The following is an 18,396-nucleotide window of genomic DNA, read 5'->3' on the forward strand; positions in this document are numbered from 1 at the left end:
TTGCCGGTTTGAGGGGCGCCCCCTCCCTCGAGCCGGCAACTCGCCACCCTCCCCAGTCACATATATCATATTGGAGTTTGAGATGTTGCTCACGCGAATGAAGGCAGTTACCGCGCTCATCGCATCATTGGTCCTGCTTTCGCCCGTCGCCCATGCACATGGTATTTCGGAGGAAGCACGTCGCAGAATGCTTGAAGGGGGAGATCTGCAATATCTCATCCTGGGCGCCGAACACATGATCACCGGGTATGATCATCTGCTCTTCCTGTTTGGGGTCATGTTCTTCCTGACAAGTTTTTCCTCAATACTCCGCTTCGTGACAGCCTTCACGATCGGCCATACAATCACACTGATTTCCGCCACATATCTGGGCATTACGGCCAATTACTTCTTTATCGATGCAATCATTGCTCTGACAGTTATCTACAAGGGGTTTGAAAACCTTGATGGTTTCCCGAAAGTCTTCGGGACAAAGTCACCCAATCTCTTGTTCATGGTTGTGCTGTTCGGCCTGATTCATGGGTTCGGCCTGTCGACACGGCTTCAGCAGCTGCCCATTCGGGAAGATTCCGGCCTGCTGATGCACATTCTGTCATTCAATGTGGGCGTGGAATTCGGTCAGATCGCCGCGCTAATAGTGATGTGGATCGCTCTGAACCTGCTTCGGCGCACAAGGCATTTCGGATCTGCGAGTGTTTTCATCAATGCAGGCCTCATATTTGCTGGTTTTGCCCTGTTCCTGATGCAGACCCACGGCTTGTTCCATACGACCATGCGGGAAGACTATCCGATCAGCCGGGACGATCACATCCATGCCCATCTCGAAATGGGATCTATGGGACAGACCACAGCTCCGGCATCGTCCCCTTCGCCCACCACGGATTCCGCAAAACCTGCGGTGTCCGAGCAGGCGAGTGACGAGGCGCATGGTCATTCACATGCGGCTGACGGGTCGCATTTCATGCCCGGAGAGGTGAAGCCGGCCATGACGGTTGGAGCGACACCGACTTCGCCTGAATACATTCAGCTGGCGAACAATGTGGAGATCATCGAAAGTGTCCAGGAGGCCATGAACAGTGGCAGCGCCACGTTCACGCATGAAGGCTATTTCGGTCCGCTCCTGTTCGGCGAAGAGCTGCGTGCCTATACGCTCCGCCTGGAGCCGGGCATGTTCCTGTCCGAGCACCCGCACCCGACCGAGAGCATCGTCTATACTCTAAGTGGCCGCTATGTCTTGTGCAGCGAAGGCAAGCGGAAGGTGATGGAAGCCGGGTCGATCTTCCATTTCGGCTCGAACATGCCCACCGGCTGGGAAGCGCCCTTTGCGGAAGGGGCCGAGATCCTGATCTTCAAGAAGAAGCGTGAAGGCGATGACTATGATTCCTTTGTCGCGGGGATCAAGGATATGGCGGCCGGCCTGGACGAGCAGCTGAAGGATGGCGAACCCTTCTACTATAGCCAGTTGCCTGCCGACCATCCGGCCATCCAGTTCGCCCGGTCGAAGAATCCGGACTTCAGTGCCGTGCTCGAAGCCTCCGGGCTAAACAAGTAATCCCTGTCATCAAGAAGGAGACTATCCATGAAAGCCAAGATCATCATTCCCGCCCTGCTTGCTCTTTCGCTCGCAGCCTGTTCCCAGCAGACCAATGCCCAGACGAGTGACGAGGCGCATGGTCATTCACATGCGGCTGACGGGTCGCATTTCATGCCCGGAGAGGTGAAGCCGGCCATGACGGTTGGAGCGACACCGACTTCGCCTGAATACATTCAGTTGGCGAACAATGTGGAGATCATCGAAAGTGTCCAGGAGGCCATGAACAGTGGCAGCGCCACGTTCACGCATGAAGGCTATTTCGGTCCGCTCCTGTTCGGCGAAGAGCTGCGTGCCTATACGCTCCGCCTGGAGCCGGGCATGTTCCTGTCCGAGCACCCGCACCCGACCGAGAGCATCGTCTATACTCTAAGTGGCCGCTATGTCTTGTGCAGCGAAGGCAAGCGGAAGGTGATGGAAGCCGGGTCGATCTTCCATTTCGGCTCGAACATGCCCACCGGCTGGGAAGCGCCCTTTGCGGAAGGGGCCGAGATCCTGATCTTCAAGAAGAAGCGTGAAGGCGATGACTATGATTCCTTTGTCGCGGGGATCAAGGATATGGCGGCCGGCCTGGACGAGCAGCTGAAGGATGGCGAACCCTTCTACTATAGCCAGTTGCCTGCCGACCATCCGGCCATCCAGTTCGCCCGGTCGAAGAATCCGGACTTCAGTGCCGTGCTCGAAGCCTCCGGGCTAAACAAGTAATCCCTGTCATCAAGAAGGAGACTATCCATGAAGAAGACCTTTCTTGCCGTATCATTTCTGGCTCTGAGCCTGGGCGGATGTGCTGGGACCAGTTCCACCGCAGCCTTTACCTCGGAGCCAGTGGAGCAAAGCGATGTGCAGTGGAGCCTCGTCGACTCCGTGGATGTCGAAGCGATCAATGCCGATCTCGAAATCGGGAAACCGACCGTGGATATTGGTCTGTATTATCCTTCGAATCTTCACCCGGATGCGGTCGAGAAACTGCCACTCAGCGGATTGGTGGAAGAATTCCTCAATGCGAAAAAGGTCTTTGAGCCCACCGGGGTCCAGTTCAAGCTTCTCTGGATCAAGACGGGGCAGGTCGACCCTCAGCACCTGGCGATCACGGCATCCAATTGGGAGACCGATCTGCCGTCCGGGGGCTATGGCAACATGTATGTCCAGAGCGCCATCCATCCGACAGAAATGTCGGATGGAGCGGTGGCGGCGTTCGAGACCATCATCGAGCCGGCGCCGGAAAACAGTCGGACCATCTATCTGGTTGCGATGCAGAATGTCTACATGCCGTATTATGAGGATCTCGACGGGGGACGGAACTGGGCTCCGAAAGTGGTGAACACGTCCGGTCTGTCCTTTCCATCCTACACATATGCGGACACGATTCCTGACCGTATACGCGGCGTGATCACACTGACAAAGCATGACGCAACCAACAAGCTGACAATCGCCCATGAGCTGGGTCACAAGTTGATGAATGTCAGCCATGAGTATCGGGACGTAAGCCCGCAGCACGAAATACGGTCCGATGACGGATTGATGCTTTATGGGTCCGGCACGCAGATTCCCTCCGGGCAGGAGGGACGCTGGCATCAGGAACGTCTGCTTCTTTCGCCCTATATCTATCGGGCCGATGCGGCTGGCGAACGGGTCTGGAATGCCGATTTCCAGGCAGGCGGCGTCTATTATGATCCCATCTACGGAGATTATGCGGTCCAGTTCGACTAGAACCATGAGGCGTCGGCCTCCACGCTGGCCCACCCATCTATCGCGAACGCGCATGGCCCTCCTGGGATGGCCATGCGCATCCATTTTCTGTGCCTGCCCCCTGCGCTCAGGAAGGCCGGTGTCCCTGCGGGTGACCAGCAATATGCCTGATCCGGCTGGCACATCCTGCAAATTGCGAAAGCCCGGCACCCTCCGACGTGTCAGGCGCGTGGGGCTGACACGTCGGAGACAGGCCAATCACGTCTCATGGTGTGCGGAAGAGGCGGACCGGTGATCCGGTCCATCTCCGTCGCCTAATACCAGGCCCTGAGTCCGACGAGAAAAACGATTTCCTCTCCATCTTCACCCGTCGCTTCGATCATGTCGCGGGTGTCCCCCAAGGCGCGGTGCCATTCGAGTCCGAGATAGGGCGCAAATTCCCGCCTGACCTCATATCGAAGGCGCAGTCCCGCACTGATCGAGGTTAAACCAGATCCTGTCTCACGATCCGGTACCGGCTGAGCGGAAAGCTCCGCCTCGATGCTTGGCTGAAGGATCAGCCTCTGGGTCAACAACAACTCATATTCCGCCTCTATCCGGGCGGTGAGATCACCTTGCTCACTTAGAAAGGCGGCAGTCTCGACTTCGAACCAGTAAGGCGCGAGCCCGTTCAGGGCGACCACACCATGGGCGAGGCCGTCCGGCTCGATATCGTATCGCAGGCCGGCCTGAATATCCCAAAAGGGCGCCACGGCCCGGGAGTAGAGTGCCTGGATTTCGGCTTCCTCAACGCCACCGTCCGTGAGCGAGGCATGTCCCTCGCTCTTGACCCAGAGCTTGTTGAGATCGCCGCCATACCAGGCCTGGCCATTCCAGGCGAAGCGGTCTTCCGCTTCGGCAAATTGTGCCTCAAGCTGGTTGAACATGACGTAGAAATGCTTCTGATCTCCTCCCTCTGCGAGAACCCGTTGGCGGGCTTCGGCCATGACGTCCGCGCCATGAAGCGCGTCGGCCTGATTCCACGGGGGGCTTTGATGGGCTTCCTGGGTGATTGCATTCAGGGGAGCGCCTATCCCGGCACTCGAGAAAATGAGGGCACGCAGTATTCGTTTCACGAGGCTCATTGTGCGTGCCCCCCGTGATTCATGGCCTGATGGTCCATATGCATATCTGCGCCCGGCTCTGGCTCAGGCACTCCGGGGTGTTCGGGATGCGCGGCGGGAAGCACGCTCACGACCTGCATCATACCAGCATGCATATGATAGAGCAGGTGGCAGTGAAATGCCCAGTCCCCGACATGTTCGGCGGTAATATCTACACTGACCTTGTCTGCGGGTTTGACTGTTACGGTGTGCTTGCGCGGCTTGTGATGGCCGCCGCCATTGACGAGATCGAAGAACATTCCGTGCAAATGAATGGGATGCGGCATCATCGTGTCATTGATCAGGGTGAGCCGCAACCTTTCGCCCTCATAGAACTTGATGGATTGTGTAACTTCCGAGAACTTCACCCCGTCGAACGACCACATATAGCGTTCCATGTTCGAGGTCAGATGGATGACGATCTCGCGACCGGGGGGGCGGTGATCCTCGTTCATGTCGAGGGCCCGCAGTTGGCTATAGGTCAGTGTTCGGTGCGGCACGTCCTCGAGGCCGATACCCGGCTCCTCGAGCCGGCTCATCGCCATCGCGGCGATGTTCACCACGCCCGGACCGCGTTTGATATCTGCTTCGATTCTGACGGGCTGGATGGCGGGACCGTCGGGATCGGGTTTCATGGGCATGGCGCCCATGTCGTGCCCGCTCATGTCATGACCGGGCTGCGCCGTGCCGGATTCAGATCCGGCATCATGGCTCATGCCTGGCATGTCGCCATGGGCCATGCCCATGTCCCGCATGGTCAGTATTGGCACGGGCCGGAGGGCGGGGGCCGTGGCCTTCATCCCGGCACGCGGGCCGAGTGTGGCAACGGCCTGGCCCGTCCGGTCAATCGATTCGGCGACGAATGCATAGGCCCGGGCCTCGGTTGGCGCGACGATCACGTCATAGGTTTCCGCAACTCCCATCTGAAATTCATCGGTCTCGACCGGCTGGATATTCAGGCCGTCGGCCTGGACCACTGTCATTGGCAAGCCCGGGAGGCGGACATTGAAGAGGGTCATGGCGGAGGCGTTGATGATGCGCAGGCGAACCCGTTCGCCCGGCTGGAAGGCCATGTTGAAATTGTCGACCGTCGCATGTCCATTGATGAGATAGGTATATGTATCCCCTGACACATCGGCGATATCCCTCGGGCTCATCCTCATCTGGCCCCACATGCCGCCAAGACCGACCGGATTGGAGAGGGTCGGCCGGTTATAGTTCAGGCTTTCCGGATTCTTCTTCAACTGAGCGAAGATCCGGTGCGGATGGGTGAAGCTCCAGTCGCTGAGTACAAGGACATATTCCCGGTCATAGAGAACCGGATCCGGATCGGCAGGATCAATTATGATCGGGCCGTAATGGCCGAGCTGTTCCTGAAGACCCGAATGGGAGTGGTACCAATAGGTCCCGTTCTGCGGCACCTTGAATTGATACTTGAAGGTTTCGCCCGGTCTTATGCCCGGAAAGCTGAGTCCGGGCACGCCGTCCATGTGGAATGGCACAAGCAGCCCATGCCAGTGGATCGACGTATCCTCCTGGAGGCGGTTCGTCACGTTGAGCGTGACATCATCGCCTTCCCGAAAGCGCAGGAGTGGACCTGGCAGGGTCCCGTTGATTCCTGTTGCCATTCCGTCTCGACCATTGATGCGCACCGGAAACCGGTCAATGTCGAGGTCAAACCGCGTGCCAGAGAGCGAGGCTATGCCGAGATTTCCGGCGCTTGCGGATCTTGCCCAGGCGGGAAGGAGCTTTGCCGAGCCCAGGACTGCTCCCGTGCCCAGCGCAGAGTGCAGCAAATGTCTTCTATTGATCACAGATATCTCCATTATATTGAAATTGAACCAGACGGGCTGCGTGCCCGGCGGGTGCGGTCTCAATTCAGGAAACGGACTTTCAAATGCAGGGGCGAGAGGGATTGCGGCCAACTTCGCCGATCCGGGACGATCCTGCAAAGTGGTGCGCGAAGATGGATCACGGCCCAGGCCGGATTGGCAAGCATGACTGGCGCCTTGACCCCGCTTTCGACGAGACCAGCCAGAGTACCCATCCTTTCGCCTTTGGCTGCTGCGACTGATTGCATGTCGCAATGGTCGCTCTCCTGTTCGCAGGGCGGCGTCTCATGCTTGCCATGACCGTCCGCCAACTGCGCAGTCGTGTTTTGCCCGGACCCGGCAACAGGACTGAGGCAGAGACTTTGCGACAGGCCGAAAAAGACGGCGACAAGGATGGAGACTATCATGTTCATCAAGTTTGAACCTACACCCCCATTGGGGGACAATTCAAGGAGCGTCATGACCAGTATGCAAGGCCTGTCTCGATCGCCTGAACATCCTGTACCGCGCCATCATTGTCCGCCTCGAAAATGTGGTTTCGGGCTTATGCGACGAGGTCCTCCATGCCTTTGCAATGCTTCGACTAACATTCACCATCGGCGTCTTCGATCAGCGTAACGGAGCAGACTAGCAGTCGGTGGCTCAATGAGTATGGCGAGCTTCAGGTTGACCAAGGCCAATCGGATCAAGGAGGTCGAGAAGGAGAATGCGTGGCACCGCTGGGCAACCTCGGATCTCACCTTGGATAACCAGATACTTTCGGGAGTTGTGCAGGGCGCCGTAGAGGGGCGCGGCCAAAGCGCTCTAAAGAGATACCCCTGATTGTACCGCTAGCTTGCAGCGTCGCTGCCGTTCTTCCGTTTTCCGCAAAGCTCGTGGAAGCCGCCGGCCATGAAGGAAGCCATGCGTTCCTTGGCTGCTTCGAAGTCGTCAGATTTGCAGAGCTCGTCAGACAAACGATCGATCCGACCCGTGCGGCCGAGCGTAAGCATCAAGGCGCCGGTGACGAAGTGATAGCCCCAAAACAGGTCTTCGCGCGAACAGTCGGGCAGGGCCTTTTCCAGCAGGCCAATCAGGCGCAGGACAACCTGATCAAAGTGGAAATCGAAGAGCTCTGCGCCATAGGTCGTGTTTGAAGACTGCGCACCGAGGACACCGTAATTTTTCCAGCCTTCGCCGCCCTGACTGTAAAGGTCGAGGTCCGTGTCGAGAAAGGCGCGCAGGGCCCCCTCGACAGTTGGTTTTCCACCGCTCGCCTTGTCATACTCATCAAGCGCTTTCATGCGTAGCGAACTTGTCACACTCGCCCGGCGCGCGATCACTGCATCAAAGACGCTCTTCTTGTCGTCAAAATAGTAGTTCAGCAACGTGTGGTGCACCCCCACACGTTTGGCAATGTCCTTCAGAGTGACGCCATTAAAGCCCGACTGGGCGAAAAGGTATTCCGCCTCGTCCAAAATCTGCTCCATGGTTTCGGCGCGCTGCTCAGCCTTCGTCATTCGGCGGCGGTTGGGTGCTGTCTTTGTCATTCGGTCAGTGAGCCATCTGTTTCGGTTCTCTTTGGTCAATGGCCAATTGGGCACGGTGTCAACGGTTTGCATCGCCACAGGTGCTTGCCTGGAGGCGTTTCAGGGGCCGTGCCCGCCTTGTATGCAGCTGTGCTTGGTACAGCCATTTGTCCGGAACAGTCAAAGCTCCTCGCCAAGTCATCACCGAGAAACATGGATCTTTCAACATTCATTATCACGAGAGTGAATATTGTTGACTTTAGATTTCTTCTGGTCTCCTATCCTGCCAACAGCGGGAAAACCCGCGGAACCTCGGGAGGACAATATGACTAATCGCTTCATGGCATCCGTATCGGCAATTTCGCTTCTTGTACTGAGCGCGCCGGCCTTTGCTCAGGACGCTCCGGCACTTGATGCCGGCGACACCACGACAGAAAGCGAAGCACGCCAGGACCGCGTGATCGTTACGGCGACTCGCCGCGAGCAGAGTCTGCAGGATGTGCCGCTCGCCGTGACCGCCTGGCAGCAAGAAGCGCTCAGCGAAAAGGGTATTGTCAGCTATGACGGGCTCGCCCGCGAAACGCCAGGCATCGTGCTCAATCAGCCCACGGCCAACTTCAACACCATTACCACGCGCGGCATCGCAACCAATGGCTACGGCGCCAATCTTCAGGCCGCGACCGCCATTTACATCAATGAGTTGCCGATTTCCAGCAATGGCAACTCCACGATCCTTGATCCAACGCTGTATGACGTCGAGCGCGTTGAAGTGTTGCGCGGGCCGCAGGGTACACTATTTGGCGCGAACTCTCTGTCCGGTGCCGTCCGGATTCTTACAAAAGCCCCGAATCCGAACGAGTTTGAAGCGTCGGCCCTTGTCGATTTCGGCCTTGTCGATGGCGATGCGCTTCGCCAACGTTATAATGGCATGGTCAATCTGCCGCTGGTCGATGACGAACTGGCGTTGCGTCTTGTTGGTTTCTACCGCGATGAAGATGGCTGGGTGGACAATACCGGCACAGGCATTGAAGGCGCAAATTCGCTCGAATCGATTGGCGGTCGTGCCCATCTGCTTTGGGAGCCGACGAATAATTTCGATATCGGCTTGCTCGTCATACACGAGGACAACAAGCCTGCTGATTCCGGCCTCACCAATCCCGACCGGGGCGACTATATCCGCTTCACCGAGCGGCCTGACCTCTTTCAGTCTAACTTCACCAGCTACAATTTGACCGGCAATTACGAGATGGACTGGGCAACCCTGACCAGTTCGTCGACCTATTCCAAGATTGACGGCAAATTCATCGTCGACCTGGCCGGTACGTTCAACCAGGCTATCCCCTTTGCGCTCGACGCCGTCGGCTATGATGAGAATTTCGTCCAGGAAGCCCGCCTAGCCTCAGCTGATGGCGGCGACTGGGACTGGATCATCGGTGGCTTCCACTTCAACAAGCGGCGCGATATCGACTACGACTACCGCTCCTCGACAGAGTTCCTTCAAGCACGTAATCTCACCGGGCTTCCGAACGAGTATTATCAGAGCTTCGCAGGCTATTTCGATGCGATCGAATCGGCTGCTTTCGGTGAGCTGACATACCGGTTCTCTGACCAATTCTGGATGACGGGGGGGCTTCGCTACACCGAAACTTCCGTACAGTCCTTCACCCTGCCGGGGGGATACAATTCAAACTATCTGGGCGTCGCTTTGGGCGGATTTACGGATCTCGAGCTGACCGTCTTCCCGGTCGTGGCTGCTGAAGGCCTCAAGGTCAAAGCTGACAACGTTTCCTACAAGGCCAGCGCATCCTGGAAGCCGATGGAGAATCTTACGACTTACGCATCGGTCGCTACAGGCTTCCGTTCGCCGGTTGCAAATGCGCGCGCTGGCGCCGTCAGTGTTGTGAACCCTAACGACCTTGTCATCCCGGACGGCGCGAATTCCGACGAACTGATCAACTATGAAGTCGGCATGAAGGGTACTTTCCTGAATGGGAAGCTGACCTCAAATCTCGCGGCCTATTACATCATCTGGTCAGACATCCAGGTACAGGCCAATCGGCTTTCAGATCAGGTGCAGTTTGCCACCAATATTGGTGAAGCCGTCAGCCAGGGGCTAGAATTCGAAGCCGGCTATTATCCGGGCAACGGGTTCAGCCTGTTCGTGAACGGATCTCTAAACGACACCGAAATCACTGAGCTGACGCCTGAGGAAGCCGCGATTTCCGGCGCCGAGCTTGGCCTTCAACTCGCCATGCCGAACTTCCAGGGTGCCGCCACAGCACGCTATGACTACAATGTCGGAGAGATGGACGCTTTCTTCTCGGGTACAGCCGCATATGTCGGTGATTTCCCGGCCTTGCTGCCAAATGTGCCGGGCCAACCAAATGTGCCGGCCCCGACCTTCGATTATACCGACGCCTACACCGTCGTGAATCTTCAGGCGGGTCTTTCGAAGGATAATTGGCAGCTGACTGGCTATGTCGAGAATCTCTTCGACGACAACTCGATCACCTACGTGCACCCGGAATCCTTTGTCGACGCTCGCTATGCGCGCCAGCGCCCACAGACGGTGGGTGTCCGCGTCAGCGTTGAATACTGATTGGGGGCAGGGCTGTGCTGAATATTGGTGGAATGCTGGAGGGCGGCAGAACGCCCCCCGTGTTCGGCAGGGTACTCGCCTCGTCTATCCTTGCGTGGACCCTGCTCTGGCAGGCTGGCTGTGCAGCGAGTGATGGATTGCAGGCGAGCGCCGCCGACCCGAAACCCAACGCCGTCACAGAAGCGCCCGTCGGTTCGCTGCAGGGTGAAGCAGGGGATGGGGTGACTGTCTATCGGGGTATTCCGTTCGCGCTTGCGCCCGTCGGCGAGCGGCGCTGGGCCTTGCCGGAGGCCTTCCCGGACTGGGAAGGCGTCCGCCAGGCAATCGAGTTCGGTCCGGCCTGTCCACAGCCTGGCGCGCGCCCGGGAAGCATCTACTATGAGAAGCTAGGTGAGGTGAGCGAGGATTGCCTTAGCCTCAATGTCTGGGTGCCGGACGGCGCGGATGATGCTCCTGTCTTCGTCTGGATCCATGGCGGCTCGCTGGTTACCGGCACCAGCAGTCAGGCAATGTACGACGGCGCAAACCTTGCCCGTGAAACGGGGCTCGTCGTCGTCACAATCAATTACCGGCTCGGCGTGCTCGGCTATCTTGCCCATCCGGAACTCAGCGCCGAGTCGCCGCAGAATATCTCGGGCAATTATGGCCTGAAAGATCAGGCTGCAGCCCTGAAATGGATCAAGCGCAATATCGCTGCCTTTGGCGGGAACTCGGACAATGTCACAATTGCAGGTGAATCCGCTGGCGCTCTCAGTGTCGTCCTGCTGATGGTCTCGCCAGAAGCGCGCGGTCTGTTCGACAAGGCAATCGCCGAGAGTGCCTATATGGTTTCCATGGCTCCTCTGAGAGGTACGGTGAGCGGCCATCCGTCGGCTGAAGAAGCAGGCGTTGCCTTTCAGGAAAAGACGAAAGCTGCCTCCTTGGCTGAGCTGCGTGAGATGGACGCCGACGAGTTGGTCTCGATTGCGGGCCGCAACGCCTTCGTCCCGTTCGGCGTTATCGACGATGTCTGGCTGAAAGATCAGATGCCTGCGACGTTCGACAAGGGCGAGCAGGCGCAGGTCCCCGTGCTCGCCGGCTTCAATGAGGGCGAGATACGCTCACTTCGTTTCCTTTTGCCGTCGGTGCCAGGAAGCGACGCCTATGAGACGGCGATCCGGTCCACTCATGGCGAGTTGGCAGACCGTTTCCTTGAGACTTATCCGGCTGACAATCCCGAAGCCAGCATGCTCGCGACCACGCGTGACGCCATGTATGGCTGGACTGCGGAGCGGCTCGTTGCCTCGCAGACGGCGGCTAGCCAGCCCTCCTATTTCTACTTTTTCGATCATACGTATCCGGCCGCCGACAAGCTTGGCCTTCGCGCCTTTCATGCGATGGAAATTCCTTATGTCTTCGGCACGCTTTTCGACATTCCCGAGCCGTGGCCACAGGCCCCGCGCAAGCAGTCCGAACGCGAACTAATGAATGCTATGATGCACTATTGGGCGAGCTTTGCCCGAGAAGGAGCCCCGTCCGCTGAAGGCGCGCCGGACTGGCCGGCCTATGGCAAGGACGCGACCGGCATGGTGTTCTCCGAGGTGCCGAAAGCCTGGCCGGGCCTTGCCCGCGCCCGCTTCGAACTTCACGAAGCGATTGTCTGCCGCAGGCGCGCCCATGGCAGCCTTCAATGGAACTGGAATGTCGGCATCATTTCCCCGCCGCTGCCGCCGGAGGTACCCGCGTGCAATTGACAGACGGCGCCATGCAAGACTTCTCGCTGACACTTGATCGAATGATCGACCATGCAGCGAAGTGGCACCCCACCAAGGATGTGGTCACGCGCCGTTTTGACGGCAGCTTCACCCGCATCGGCTATGCCGCCCTGCGCGAGCGTGCCCGTACGGTGTCTGGGGTGCTGAAAGGACTCGGCATGCAGCGCGGGCATCGCGTGGCGACGCTCGCTTGGAACAGCCAGGCCCACATGGAGTGCTGGTACGGCATCATGGGAATGGGCGCAGTGTGCCATACGCTCAATCCGCGCCTCACCGCAGAGCAAATCGCCTGGATGCTTCAGCAGTCCGGCGCGCGCATTCTGATCGTTAGTGGGGATCTGCTGCCGCTCGCCGCCGAGATCGCAGCAGAAGCCGGAACGCTGGATCATGTACTCATCATCGATCCTGTCGGGCCTGACTGCAGCGCGAATGTGGGGCTGCCGGGGGCCCGTGACCTCGAGGCGATGCTATCCAAGGCCAGTTCTAAAGGTATCATCTGGGGCGACTTTCCAGAGACCACACCGTGTGGCCTCTGCTTCACCTCGGGCACCACGGGACGCCCGAAAGGCGTCACCTACACCCATCGCGGCAGCTATCTGCACACGCTCCGCCAGCTTCAGGCCGATGTCAGCGGGCTCAACTCGCATGATGTCATCATGCCCGTCGTACCGATGTTTCATGCCAACGCCTGGGGCCTGCCATATTCAGCACCAGCGACAGGCGCGCGGCTGGTCTTCTGCGGCCGCCCGGCAGATGGCGCGACCCTCGCCGATCTTCTCGTCCGAGAAGGGGTCACCATTGCTGTCGGGGTGCCGACGCTCTGGCTGGACGTCTTCGATCATCTCGATGCAAACGGGTTGGATGTGCCGAGTCTCAGGCGGATCATGGTCGGCGGCGCTCCGATGAGTAGTGCTCTGATGCGCCGGATTGAGGCACGGGGCATCGCCGTCCAGACAACATGGGGCATGACCGAACTTTCTCCACTTGGTACGGCCGCTCCGCCCGGAGATGTCCGCTCATCAGACACGGCAGGCCGTCCGGCGCTTGGCGTCGATCTGATGCTCACCGATCATGAAGGCACGCCCCTCGATGAGCAGCGCGGGCACGAAGGCCATCTCTGGGTGCGCGGCCCTTCCGTAGTCGAGCGCTATTTCGGCCAAGCTGAAGCCGCGACGCGCGATGGCTGGTTCCTGACAGGCGACCTTGCTGAAATCAGTGAAGACGGCCAGCTTTTCATTACGGGCCGGGCCAAGGATCTGATCAAGTCCGGCGGAGAATGGATCAATCCCACCGAGATCGAAGCGCTCGTCTCCGGCCTGCCGGAAGTCGCCTTCGCCGCTGTCGTCGGGCGCGAGCATGAAAAATGGGGCGAGCGCCCTGTACTGCTTGTCCAGTTCCGCGATGGCGAGAGCCTTGAAGATAACAACTTGCTGGAGGCGCTAAGGGATCGTGTGCCCTCCTGGTGGCTGCCTGATGAGGTGATCCGTGTGCCAAGCATGCCACTCGCTGGCACTGGAAAGATCGACAAGATTCGCCTTCGCAGCCTTTATGGATCAGCCTGACACGGGAGGAGCTTACAATTGACACGCTTGAAACCGACCCTCATCGCCGTTGGCCTCGCCGCGCTCACGCTCTCCGGATGCTCGGCCAAAGAGGCTAAGTCCTCCCAGACGGCACTCGCAGAGAAAATCGTCCTGCCGGGCCCTGTTGTCAGCGTCGCGCAGGGCGAAATCGAAGGTGTGAACCAGGACGGCATCAATGTTTTCCGCGGAATTCAGTATGCCGCCGCCCCGGTTGGTGAATTGCGCTGGGCGCCGCCGATTGCGCCTGCTGCGTGGGAGGGGGTTCGCGACGCCAGCGACTTCGGGCCGAGCTGTATCCAGCCGCCGGTGCCGCCTGTCAGCGTCTATTATGATCCGCCAGAAAGCGCGTCGGAGGACTGCCTTTCCCTTAATGTCTGGGCACCTGAACACGCAGAAGATGCGCCGGTCATCGTCTGGATCCACGGCGGATCGCTTCGTATCGGCGGTGCCGCGCAGCCTGTCTATGATGGCACGGCTTATGCCGAGCGGAATGTGGTCTTCGTTTCAATCAACTACCGTCTCGGCGTGCTCGGCTGGCTCGCACATCCCGAGCTAATTGAGGAGAGCCCGGGGGGACTGTCGGGTAATTATGGCCTGATGGACCAGATTGCCGCGCTCGAATGGGTTCAGGACAATATCGACCAGTTTGGCGGTGACCCGTCCAACGTCACCGTGATGGGCGAATCCGCGGGCGCGCTCAGCGTGACCTATCTGCTCACAAGCCCGATTGCCGAGGGCCTGTTCGACAAGGCGATCATCCAGTCGACCAATACCCGCAATTTCGCAGAGCTCGGTGAAGCAAGCTACGACCTGCCGGCTGCAGAGATGGAGGGCGTAAACCTGTTCAAGACACTCGAACTGAAAACGCTGGACGCCGCGCGCGCCGCCGACCCGCAGGAACTCACCAATCGGAGCACAATGGCAGGCTATGCCCCCGCCGGGACGATTGATGGCACGTACGTACCGCGCCAGCTAAATGAGGCATTTGACGATGGCGAATTCGCGAAAGTGCCCGTGCTCGCAGGATTCAATAGCGGCGAAGCGCGCACCTATCGAATGCTCCTGCCCAGGAAGCCGAAGACGCCCGAGGCCTACGAAGACGAGATACGTGCGCGCTATGGCAACGAGGCGGAGGCCTTTCTCGCGCTCTACCCGGCCGATGACATGGAAGAATCCATACTGGCTGTGAACCGCGACAATGTTTTCGGCTGGTCAACCGAACGTATCGTACGCAGCGCGGCGCAAGCGGGCAAACCCGCCTATCTCTACGTCTTCGATCATTGCTATCCGGCTATGGAAGCGCGCGACCTCTGCGCCTTCCATGCGAGCGAAGTGCCCTTCGTGTTCGGCACGGTCGGCAACCCGGAATCCTATCCGCCGCGATGGCCGCAGCCGGAGGTGGACGAGGCTGAAGCGCTGGCCTCAGTTCTGGTCGACTACTGGGCTTCTTTTGCTTCGACAGGCCGGCCTGAAAGCGCCAATGGGCCTGACTGGGCGCCCTATAGTGACGACGAGGCCTATCTCCATATCGGGGATAAGCCGGAGCTGCGCCATGACGCCTATTCCGGCATGTTCGAATTCCATGAGGCGCTTTACCAGAAGCGGCGTGCGGCCGGCGAAGGCTGGTTCATGCGCGTCGGGCTGAATGCAGAGCTGATCGAGTAGGCGCGGACAGCCTCAATGGCCGGCCTTGTTCGGCGCAATCAGGGTCATCTCTGTCTCGTAATTGTCGGACCAGTTTTGCGGCGGCAGGGGCAGGGCGCGGCTCTCGCGCTCGCGCGCCGGCGTGAAGGCCGGGCGGGGGTCTGCCGAGCGCACCTGTTCGAGCCAGATGACTCCGTCATATTTGCCGCTGTTTCCGCGGGTTGTGACGAGATCGAGATCGCCATCATCGTCCATGTCGGTCGCAGTGAACGCGTCATACATTCCACGTACGCGCCGCGAAATGTCATGGCGTGTCCACTCCGTCGTCGGATCTCCGGTATTTTCGAACCACACGATCCGGCCTACCGAAGAAGACGCTGTCACTTTGGGCTCGTCATAGTCGCGCGACGCGCCGGAATAGCCGCCTTCCAGGATATTGAGCCCTGAATAGCCGCCTGTGATTGCGTCGAGGTCACCATCGCCATCAATGTCTGCAAGTTCGATCCCGATGATGACGTCCGGCAAGATGTCGCCGATGCGATAGTGAACCCATGGCTCGTCGAGGCTTTCGGGTTGTTTTAGCCAGCCAAGCGAGGCCATGAGCGGCGAGCCATTCACGGGGAACGGTGTCTCATAAACCGCAACAGCGAGGTCGAGCCTGCCGTCGCCATCAATGTCCTCAAAGTCGCTCTGAAAGGCGCTGGACGTGCGTTGCCAACCTTCGGGCGCTGTGAGGCCGGGTATAATTTCGATCGTGTGCGGCAATACTTCTATGCCGCCTCCCTCGCGCGGACCCGTATTCTCCAGCATTGTCATTGTCTGGCGCAGGCGGGCGGCAGCAAGCACATCCATGTCGCCATCGCCGTCCACATCGACTGGCATGGCCGTGTTAGGCACGACTTCGCGCGAGAGAACCTGCTCTCGCCAGCTTGAAGGCTCAAGCGGGTCGCCCTCAATCAGGAAAAGCGAAGTCGGTCGTGATGCAGAGGGAAGCGATGGATCAATAATGTCTGACGCGCCCTTGTTTGCACCGAGCACATCCATCTTCCCATCGCCATCGACATCGGCGATGAAGGCACGCAGCCAGGAGCCACGATCCTGTGTGACCGGCGGAATGAGGTTCTGCCAGGACTCAGACCGCGCGGCCTCGCCCGGGTTTTGGAAATAGATGAGATGGGCCTCTTCGCAGGCTGCGACGAGATCCGGCCAGCCATCCCCATTTAGATCGCCCACGGCCACGTCTTCGATTGCCGCGACCTCCGCGCCCTCGCCAATCGTTACATTGACCCAGACATCCGGACCATCTGTCGCGAAGGCGATACGCAGATGGTTGGAATCCTCATGGACCGAAACGATGTCGGTCCGACCGTCGCCGTCCATGTCAGCCATTTGGAACCCGTCGCCGCCGCGGATCGGGATGCCGCCATTCATGCCTTCATCATCGACCCGATGCTCGATCCAGGAGATGAACTGCCCGTTCGGCGTTTTCGCCCGTGTCGGCGTGTCGGCGACGCTCATCACTGAAGCTGGCATCTGCGCGCAGGCGGCGAGCGCCAACACTAGCGTGGAGGCGCTCGCGATCCGCATCAGACTTGCCGCCTGGCGATATCTTCGCGGACCTTGTTCGCCGCCAGAATGTAGTGGGTGACCGACCATATCGCCGCGACCGTACCACAGATCAGCATGGCCGTGCCAAGCGGCGCCACCATGCCATTCCGGGTGAAAACATCGCTGAGGAAGCCGACGATGACAGGGCCAAGACCGAGCCCGATCAGGTTCAGCACGAAGAATAGCACCGCCGATGTCATTGCTCGCATCCGTCCGTTGACGAGATTGTGCGAGACGGCCAGCACCGCGCCGAGATAGGCGGCGGAAAGGAAGTGGAAGGGCGCTGTCATGATCAAGGCGAAATAGACCTCGCCGGAGAGCAATATTGCGAGTTGCACCGGAACAAGAAGTGAAGTCAGGATGGCGGGCACCCAGAGATACCAGCGCACATCCTTTGCCCCGAACTTGTCAGCCATCCAGCCGCCGCAGAAGGAGCCAAGCCCGCCGCCAAATCCGGTGGTGAGTGCCATCCAGGCGCCGATCGTGCCGATGTCGAGCTCGTAGGTTCGCAGGAAGTAGGAGGGCAGCCAGTTGCCGATGCCGTAGATGATGAAGGCTTGCATACTGGCGGCCAGCGCAATGTGTCGGAAAGAAATGCGCGACCAGAGTAGTCGGGCCACATCCCCAATCGGTGGGGCAGGCTCGACCGCTTTCGTGTCGCCTTCGGACCAGCCGCGGATCGGTTCACGAACGGTCAGGAGAACGAGCAGGGCGAGTGCGACCCCCGGAATACCGACCACGAAGAAGGCAAGGCGCCAACTGAACGCGTCGGCCAGGAAACCGCCTGCTGCAAAGCCAATCAGGATGCCGATATAGATACCGATGGAATAGACCGACAGGGCAAGCGCCCGATTCTTTGGCTTGAAGATATCCGAAATCATAGAGTGCGCCGGCGGGCTGCCACCCGCCTCGCCGACACCGACACCGACACGCGCGAGCAGAAGATGGGTGTAGTTTGCCGCAAGCCCGCACATGGCGGTCATCACGCTCCAGATCGTCAGCGCGAGGGCGATGATGGTTCGCCGGTTTCCCTTGTCAGCCCAGCGGGCGATTGGAATACCGCAGATGACGTAGAATAGCGCGAAGGCAAAGCCTGTCAGCAGGCCGAGCTGTGTGTCCGAAAGGTTCAGTTCCGCCTTGATCGGCTCCTGCAGGATGACGAGTAGCTGGCGATCAACAAAGTTGAAGACATAAACGACAGTCAGGACCGCCAGCACATAATAGCGATAGAATGGCTGAGTATAAGGGGTATTGGTCGTGTCAGCGTCGTCGTCTGGTGATTTTTCGTGGGCAGTTTCCGCACGTGGCGCATGGATAGTCATATGTCCTCCCGCGGGCTTCAACGTCCCGTCATTTGCTTCGTTCTAGAGGGATCTCCGGAACAAACTTGTATCTGGGAAAGATACTCACTCAAACGAGAGTGAAGTCAATATCCCTATCCATTTG

At 59.0% G+C, this 18,396-nt stretch carries 13 protein-coding genes; 7 read left to right on the forward strand and 6 right to left on the reverse strand.

Annotation, left to right across the window (positions count from 1 at the left end):
* Window positions 1-82: 82 nt before the first annotated feature.
* From CFA77_RS08545 to CFA77_RS08555, 3 genes are read left to right on the forward strand one after another with little or no spacing between them, the layout of a single operon-like run.
* On the forward strand, window positions 83-1,552 hold the full coding sequence (locus CFA77_RS08545; RefSeq protein ID WP_206993090.1) for a HupE/UreJ family protein: 1,470 nt from the start codon (window positions 83-85) through the stop codon (window positions 1,550-1,552).
* A 27-nt stretch (window positions 1,553-1,579) separates the two neighbouring features.
* Window positions 1,580-2,296, forward strand: coding sequence for a cupin domain-containing protein (locus CFA77_RS08550; RefSeq protein WP_206993091.1), 717 nt, complete (start codon window positions 1,580-1,582; stop codon window positions 2,294-2,296).
* Between the two features lie 27 nt (window positions 2,297-2,323).
* Window positions 2,324-3,301, forward strand: a complete 978-nt coding sequence (locus tag CFA77_RS08555; RefSeq protein ID WP_206993092.1) for a hypothetical protein — start codon at window positions 2,324-2,326, stop codon at window positions 3,299-3,301.
* A gap of 293 nt (window positions 3,302-3,594) precedes the next feature.
* Here CFA77_RS08555 and CFA77_RS08560 read toward each other — a convergent pair whose 3' ends face one another.
* The 4 genes from CFA77_RS08560 to CFA77_RS08575 form a co-directional block, all read right to left on the reverse strand.
* Window positions 3,595-4,404, reverse strand: a complete 810-nt coding sequence (locus CFA77_RS08560; protein WP_206993093.1) for a copper resistance protein B — start codon at window positions 4,402-4,404, stop codon at window positions 3,595-3,597.
* Window positions 4,401-6,236 carry a copper resistance system multicopper oxidase gene (locus CFA77_RS08565; RefSeq protein ID WP_242517529.1) on the reverse strand — a complete coding sequence of 612 codons (1,836 nt, stop codon included), beginning with the start codon at window positions 6,234-6,236 and terminating at the stop codon, window positions 4,401-4,403. Before CFA77_RS08565 ends, CFA77_RS08560 begins: the two co-directional genes overlap by 4 nt.
* Window positions 6,237-6,295: 59 nt before the next feature.
* Complete coding sequence (locus CFA77_RS08570) at window positions 6,296-6,715, reverse strand: hypothetical protein (protein WP_206993095.1); 420 nt, start codon at window positions 6,713-6,715, stop codon at window positions 6,296-6,298.
* Window positions 6,716-7,084: 369 nt separating this feature from the next.
* Window positions 7,085-7,753: a TetR/AcrR family transcriptional regulator gene (locus CFA77_RS08575; RefSeq protein WP_206993096.1), complete on the reverse strand. Its 669-nt coding sequence runs from the start codon at window positions 7,751-7,753 to the stop codon at window positions 7,085-7,087.
* Window positions 7,754-8,087: 334 nt separating this feature from the next.
* Between CFA77_RS08575 and CFA77_RS08580 the strand changes: the two genes are divergently transcribed.
* The 4 genes from CFA77_RS08580 to CFA77_RS08595 are packed head-to-tail and all read left to right on the forward strand — an operon-like array spanning window position 8,088 to window position 15,363.
* The gene (locus CFA77_RS08580; RefSeq protein ID WP_206993097.1) at window positions 8,088-10,361 is read left to right on the forward strand and encodes a TonB-dependent receptor; all 2,274 of its coding nucleotides are present in this window, start codon (window positions 8,088-8,090) and stop codon (window positions 10,359-10,361) included.
* 14 nt (window positions 10,362-10,375) lie between these two features.
* Window positions 10,376-12,094 (forward strand): carboxylesterase/lipase family protein, encoded by a 1,719-nt coding sequence (locus tag CFA77_RS08585; RefSeq protein WP_206993098.1) that lies wholly within the window; start codon window positions 10,376-10,378, stop codon window positions 12,092-12,094.
* A complete protein-coding gene (locus CFA77_RS08590; RefSeq protein ID WP_367173565.1) occupies window positions 12,091-13,677 on the forward strand; it encodes an AMP-binding protein in 1,587 nt (528 codons plus the stop codon). Before CFA77_RS08585 ends, CFA77_RS08590 begins: the two co-directional genes overlap by 4 nt.
* A gap of 18 nt (window positions 13,678-13,695) precedes the next feature.
* Entirely contained in the window at window positions 13,696-15,363 is a 1,668-nt protein-coding gene (locus CFA77_RS08595) for a carboxylesterase/lipase family protein (protein WP_206993100.1), read from the forward strand.
* A gap of 12 nt (window positions 15,364-15,375) precedes the next feature.
* Here CFA77_RS08595 and CFA77_RS08600 read toward each other — a convergent pair whose 3' ends face one another.
* Together CFA77_RS08600 and CFA77_RS08605 are read right to left on the reverse strand one after the other, a co-directional pair.
* Entirely contained in the window at window positions 15,376-16,929 is a 1,554-nt protein-coding gene (locus CFA77_RS08600; RefSeq protein WP_206993101.1) for a VCBS repeat-containing protein, read from the reverse strand.
* Window positions 16,929-18,272 (reverse strand): MFS transporter, encoded by a 1,344-nt coding sequence (locus CFA77_RS08605; protein WP_206993102.1) that lies wholly within the window; start codon window positions 18,270-18,272, stop codon window positions 16,929-16,931. Before CFA77_RS08605 ends, CFA77_RS08600 begins: the two co-directional genes overlap by 1 nt.
* Between the last annotated feature and the right edge of the window lie 124 nt (window positions 18,273-18,396).

This window comes from Hyphomonas sp. KY3 (genome assembly GCF_017309975.1).
Classification (GTDB): Bacteria; Pseudomonadota; Alphaproteobacteria; order Caulobacterales; family Hyphomonadaceae; genus Hyphomonas.